The organism is Burkholderia sp. BCC1998, from assembly GCF_905339875.1.
Taxonomy (GTDB): domain Bacteria; phylum Pseudomonadota; class Gammaproteobacteria; order Burkholderiales; family Burkholderiaceae; genus Burkholderia.
This window is the reverse complement of sequence record NZ_CAJPHE010000054.1, coordinates 1-6031: the sequence shown is the minus strand read 5'-3', so window position 1 is coordinate 6031 and position 6031 is coordinate 1. Positions and strand designations below refer to the sequence as shown.

The 6031-nt window shown below is 54.5% G+C and carries 4 protein-coding genes; all 4 read left to right on the top strand.

The annotated features are described in order from the left end of the window. Positions 1-366 (top strand): TRAP transporter large permease subunit (locus U5A56_RS36600; protein ID WP_257776118.1); only part of this gene is annotated, 366 nt, incomplete at its 5' end. Between the two features lie 337 nt (positions 367-703). Beyond that, positions 704-1885, top strand: a complete 1182-nt coding sequence (locus U5A56_RS36595) for a porin (protein WP_257776117.1) — start codon at positions 704-706, stop codon at positions 1883-1885. Between the two features lie 866 nt (positions 1886-2751). Further along, entirely contained in the window at positions 2752-4035 is a 1284-nt protein-coding gene (gabT, locus tag U5A56_RS36590) for a 4-aminobutyrate--2-oxoglutarate transaminase (RefSeq protein ID WP_257776116.1), read from the top strand. 84 nt (positions 4036-4119) lie between these two features. Further along, the gene (gabD, locus tag U5A56_RS36585) at positions 4120-5571 is read left to right on the top strand and encodes an NADP-dependent succinate-semialdehyde dehydrogenase (protein ID WP_321927338.1); all 1452 of its coding nucleotides are present in this window, start codon (positions 4120-4122) and stop codon (positions 5569-5571) included. Positions 5572-6031 lie beyond the last annotated feature (460 nt).

Here is a 6031-nt window from a genome sequence, read left to right as displayed (position 1 = left end):
GCTCTGTCCAACTCGCAGTCCCGCTGCCCGACGATCGAGCCCCCTCGCATCCACCGTCTCATGAATCGGCGCATTCCATTTGGTCACCGTCATCGTGCCGCTGTTTGCCGGCGTAGCCGCACGACTATTGCACACGTTCTTGAAATTCATGAATCGCACTACTCAATAATCGCGACCATTTCTATGGGGCTGGGATTGTTTTCACCACCCTTCGGCGCCGATTATTACAGTGACTACGCCATCGGCAATACAAACCTTGACGACGGCGCCCAACCGATCTGGCACCACTTGGTCTTACTCTTAATTGGCATCACCATCGTCGCCTCCTTTCCGCTTCTTGGGATGGGATTAATCCAAGCACCTTAAAATCTATTATCGCCGAATGATTTGCCATTTCCGCGACAACCCCCTCAAAAAATTGGGACATCACCTATCACACATTCGCTCATCTCGAGATAGCGCACCCGACAATATCGAATCACGACGACTCGAAATCCAATAACACTCCCCATAAAATCCTAATGAAATTCTGGAATTTCATGGTTGGCGATCCAATTTATATATCACATCAATCAATAACATAAGGAGTACAAATACACCAGACCCATACTCCCAATGCAAAAACAATGCACCAACCCCACACAAAGTAAAACTCATACCCAAAAAATCAAACACACTCACAAAACCAATTGGAGATCATTTAATGAAGAAGCTTCTTCTCGCATCAACTGTACTAGGAATAGTAAGTTACACCGCCCATGCGCAGAGCAGCATTCTGCTTTATGGAATTATCGACGAGGGAATCAACTACAACAGCAATGCAAACGGTGAGCGCCTGTACAATCTTTCGAGTGGAGTCTTGAATGGGAGCCGCTGGGGATTGCGCGGGAACGAGGCTCTTGGCGGAGGAGTCGCGGCCATATTCGTGCTTGAAAATGGCTTTGACCTAAATTCAGGAAAGCTTGGGCAAGGAGGCCTCGAATTCGGGCGCCAAGCGTTCGTCGGGGTATCGAGCCCATACGGAACACTAACAATTGGCCGGCAGTACGATTCGGTCGTTGACTATCTCGGCCCTTTGGCGATTGGCGCCCAGTGGGGTGGTTCTCTTAATGCTCATCCGTCAGACACCGACAATTTTAACAACACAAATCGCACAAATAATGCGATTAAGTTCACCAGTCCGACGTTGGCTGGGTTCACTTTTGGCGGCATGTACGCGCTCGGGGGAGTGGCGGGACACGTAAGCCGCAATCAGATCTGGTCGCTTGGCGCGAGATATTCAAATGGGCCATTTGTCGCAGCAGCCGGTTATCTTAATGTACGCAACCCAAATGTATCGTTCTATGGAGCAGGCGGTACGGCCGCGTCAGTAGTCGCAGGAGTGCCGGGATCAAATTTTGGGGCGTCTCCGATTATTTCCGCCTATGCGTCTACTCATACCTACCAGGTAATCGGGGCCGGAGCCGCATACACTATTGGAGCTTCGACATTCGGTGCAAACTATTCCAACACCAAGTATATGGGACTCGGGGATTCTACATCGGGCCTCGTCCCTGCTAGAGGAATTTCTGGAACTGCGACTTTCAATAACGCAGAGTTAAATTTCAAATATCAGTTCACTCCAGCATTACTTATCGGCGCAGCGTATATGTACACAAGAAGTGGCGGCAGCGCTGGCGCAGGGGGCGCCACATACAATCAAGGATCGGTGGGGGTCGACTACTTCCTTTCAAAGCGGACCGACCTTTACCTCATTGGAGCCTATCAAAAGGCTAATGGGACTGATTCCACAGGCAAAACCGCGGTCGCATCGATCAATCAGTTGACGCCATCGAATAGCGATCGCCAAGCGGCAGTGCGTCTCGGCATTCGCCACAAGTTCTGATCAACTTTGAATTGTCGGCATAGTAACTGCGGCATCTGAGGGTAGTTCCCAGATGCCGCAGCCGCCAACGCTCAGACGACCATTGCTATCGCGCGCCTTCATATCGTCAGTGTCACCCATCACTTTCGCAAAGTACCTGAGGCGAGATCGGCGCCCGCGTCACTCGCCCCTTTCATCAGTTGTAGATTGCAACGTCCAAGTCGGAATGCTCGCAATATGTCCTTATAACCCGGCGCACTTGCGTCAGTTCCTTCTGCACAGACTAATGGTTATACGTCGCCACAGCCCTGCACGAGCATGACATCCGCTTGAGAGAACGCGCTGGCTAATCTTGAACTTATGCCATGGAGACTCTCGATACACGAACCACTTTTGTTTCAGTTCGCAGGACACAAGCGAGCTTTTCGCAAGCGCCCTGAGCACAGGACGCGCGCCCCTCATTTTTGCGTTAAGCAACGTCTGGAACCGAACACACCTCGAGACTGACGCCAAGCCGCACGTTGTCGCCGATCGCTGCCGAACAGACTAGACGGGCATGGAACTTCGAAACTCGAAAGCCTAGCCATGCCGAGCAAGATACGTGTCTGAGCCGATCTTCGTTGGCATCCCCAAGGCTCTTCCCCCTCGCGCAAGCCTTCATGACGTTTCGTGCAGGTAGCTTAACCAAGCTCGAATGTATCACTCGCACTGATCGAGCAGACCCACGAACTGACCATATGGACAAAAAAAATGGCTCCATGGTATTTTCGAGAATGGCTCTGATTGCCGGCTCCAGAGACACGTATAGTTGCTCGAAGCATGCCCTTCAAGTCGGTACCGATGGCGAGGGGTGAGCAGTCTCCCAACCCTCTACGCAGATGGAAATCATGAACAACTCTGAACTGCAGAACCGTAAGAACGCGGCAACTCCGCGTGGCGTGGGCGTAATGTGCAACTTCTATGCCGAACGAGCCGAAAACGCTGAGCTCTGGGACGTTGAAGGCCGTCGGTTCATCGATTTCGCCGCCGGCATCGCAGTATGTAACACCGGGCATCGCCACCCGAAGATTGTCAAAGCGATAACGGACCAGCTCGAGCGCTTTACGCACACTGCTTACCAAATCGTACCGTACGAGTCTTATGTGTCGCTTGCGGAAGCTGTCTCAGCGCGCGCGCCGGGGAGTTTTACCAAAAAGGCTGCGTTCTTCACGACCGGCGCCGAAGCTGTCGAAAATGCAATCAAAATTGCTCGTGCATCGACCGGCCGTCCGGGAGTGATCGCGTTCTCCGGCGGCTTCCACGGCCGCACGATGATGGGTATGGCACTGACGGGCAAGGTTGCCCCTTACAAATTGAGTTTCGGCCCGTTTCCGGCAGACGTCTACCACGCTCCGTACCCCAACGCAGTGCATGGCATTAGCACGGCCGACTCGCTCAAGCACATCGAGATGCTTTTCAAGGCTGATATCGAACCGAAACGCGTCGCCGCAATCATCTTCGAGCCCGTTCAGGGCGAAGGTGGCTTTTATCAAGCGCCAGCCGACTTCGTACTCGGCCTGCGCAAAATCTGCGATACGCACGGCATTCTGTTGATCGCGGACGAAGTTCAGACGGGATTTGCCCGTACCGGCAAGCTGTTCGCGATGGAGCACTACGACGTCGCCCCCGATCTTATGACGATCGCTAAGAGTCTGGCGGGCGGTATGCCGCTGTCTGGCGTGGTGGGGCGTGCCGAAGTAATGGATGCAGCGGCACCTGGCGGCCTTGGTGGCACATATGCTGGGAACCCGCTCGCCGTCGCATCGGCTCACGCAGTCCTTGAGATCATCGACGAAGAGAAGCTCTGCGAGCGCGCCACGAAGCTCGGGAACAAGCTCAAAGCCCGCCTCAATGCGCTTGAGCCTGATGTACCTCAGATCGCCGAAGTCCGAGGACCGGGTGCAATGAATGCCATCGAGTTCTGTAACCCCGACACGGGCGAAGGTGATGCCGAGTTCACCAAGCGCGTGCAAACCGCTGCACTTGAGCGAGGCCTTCTGCTGCTTGTATGTGGGGTCTACTCGAATGTAATTCGCTTCTTGTACCCGCTGACGATCCAGGAGCCTGTCTTTGACGAGGCTCTGGATATCCTCGACGAAGCTATCAAGATCGCCGCTGCACACGCGGCGTAACACTGCACGTAGCCGCAAGATCGGAGCTATTGGCACGTCGGCATCACCGGCGTGCATGTTCAATAATTGAAATACTGTACAGCGATGAATCTGAAAGACCCAACCCTTCTACAAAGCAAAGCCTTCATCGGCGGAGAATGGCTTGCGGCAGAGGATGGCGCGACCCTCTCGGTTACCAATCCAGCAAATGGCGAACATATTGGTCACGTACCTCGTCTGGGGGTGGCAGAGACGCGTCAAGCCATCACCGCAGCCAACGAAGCATGGCCGAAGTGGCGCTCCAAGACTGCCAAAGAACGAGCGACCATCCTCCGCAGATGGTATGAGTTGATGATCGAAAATGCAGACGATCTCGCACTTATACTCACGACGGAACAGGGCAAACCCCTTGCGGAAGCAAAGGGCGAGATCCAGTACGCCGCGTCGTTCATCGAATGGTTCGGCGAGGAAGCGAAGCGGGTTTACGGTGACGTTATCCCAACGGTCGCAAACGACCGCAGGATTGTGGTGACTAAGGAGCCAATCGGTGTCTGTGCGGCCATCACCCCCTGGAACTTCCCTGCAGCAATGATCACCCGTAAGGTCGGACCGGCATTAGCTGCTGGGTGCACGATTATTGTTCGCCCGGCAGATGCAACGCCTTTCTCCGCGCTCGCGCTGGCCGTCCTTGCTGAACGCGCCGGCGTCCCCAAGGGAGTCTTGAGCGTAATCACGGGAAGCTCACGCGTAATCGGTGGTGAACTGACTAGCAACCCGATCGTACGCAAGCTCTCCTTCACCGGGTCCACTGAAGTAGGCAGCACGCTGATGGCCCAGTGTGCGCCAACTATCAAGAAACTTTCCCTTGAGCTGGGTGGAAACGCTCCGTTTATCGTATTTGACGACGCCGACCTCGACGCCGCAGTAGCCGGTGCAATCGCGTCGAAGTACCGAAACAGTGGTCAAACGTGTGTCTGCACCAATCGATTCTACGTTCACGACCGCGTATATGATCTATTTGCAAGCAAGCTCGCAGAGGCTGTAAAGCAACTTAAAGTTGGACACGGTACCACTGAAGGAGTTACACAGGGCCCGCTAATTAACGAGTCTGCGGTGCTCAAGGTCGAGGAACACATTCAAGATGCCCTCGCGAAGGGCGCCAGGATTCTAACCGGTGGCAACAGACACGCACTCGGCTATGGATTCTATGAACCGACTGTCCTCGTCGACGTAACCGCCAAGATGGCGGTTGCCCGTGAGGAAACATTCGGCCCGGTCGCTCCGCTGTTCCGTTTCTCAACCGATGATGAGGTCGTCAGACTCGCAAACGACACCGAATTTGGTCTCGCTGCGTACTTCTACAGTCGCGACATCGGCCGAATCTGGAGAGTTGCAGAAGCACTCGAGTACGGTATGGTCGGAGTCAATACTGGCCTGATTTCTAACGAGGTCGCACCGTTTGGCGGGGTCAAGCAATCTGGCATCGGACGTGAAGGCTCGCACTACGGCATAGACGAATACATGGTCATCAAGTACATGTGTGTGGGTGGAGTGTAAGTACTCAATGCTACCGCTTCAACGGGCGGTAGCATTGGCAAACGCCGGGATACCCGGATTTCCGTATTCGAGGCGGGTTGACATTCACACGAATGGTCGAACGAATCGATCCTCGTAGTGGATGGCGAACGGGTTCATAACGGTCCTTCCAGTCATCAGTGGCACGGCCCCATGGCAGCGATGTTGAGCAGTACCCGCCAGATGAGCTTGGGGGCAGCCTGATCAGCGCGGAGTGCCCTTAGGTCTCGAGGATCTTGCGCAACTGCGAGTTGATGTTCTCGATAGCCCTCGTAACCGGCATGATATAGCCGGTGCCTCGCGTTCCCGCGCCGAGTGGTTTGAGCGTATGGTGTGACCATCCAGGACAGGGGCACTGGGGGGCACTTCGGGTGGGCAGGCCATTGTTACACAATGAGCCGCGAGCTCGTGTTAGTAGTTCGTAAGCCGTCAATAAACGACA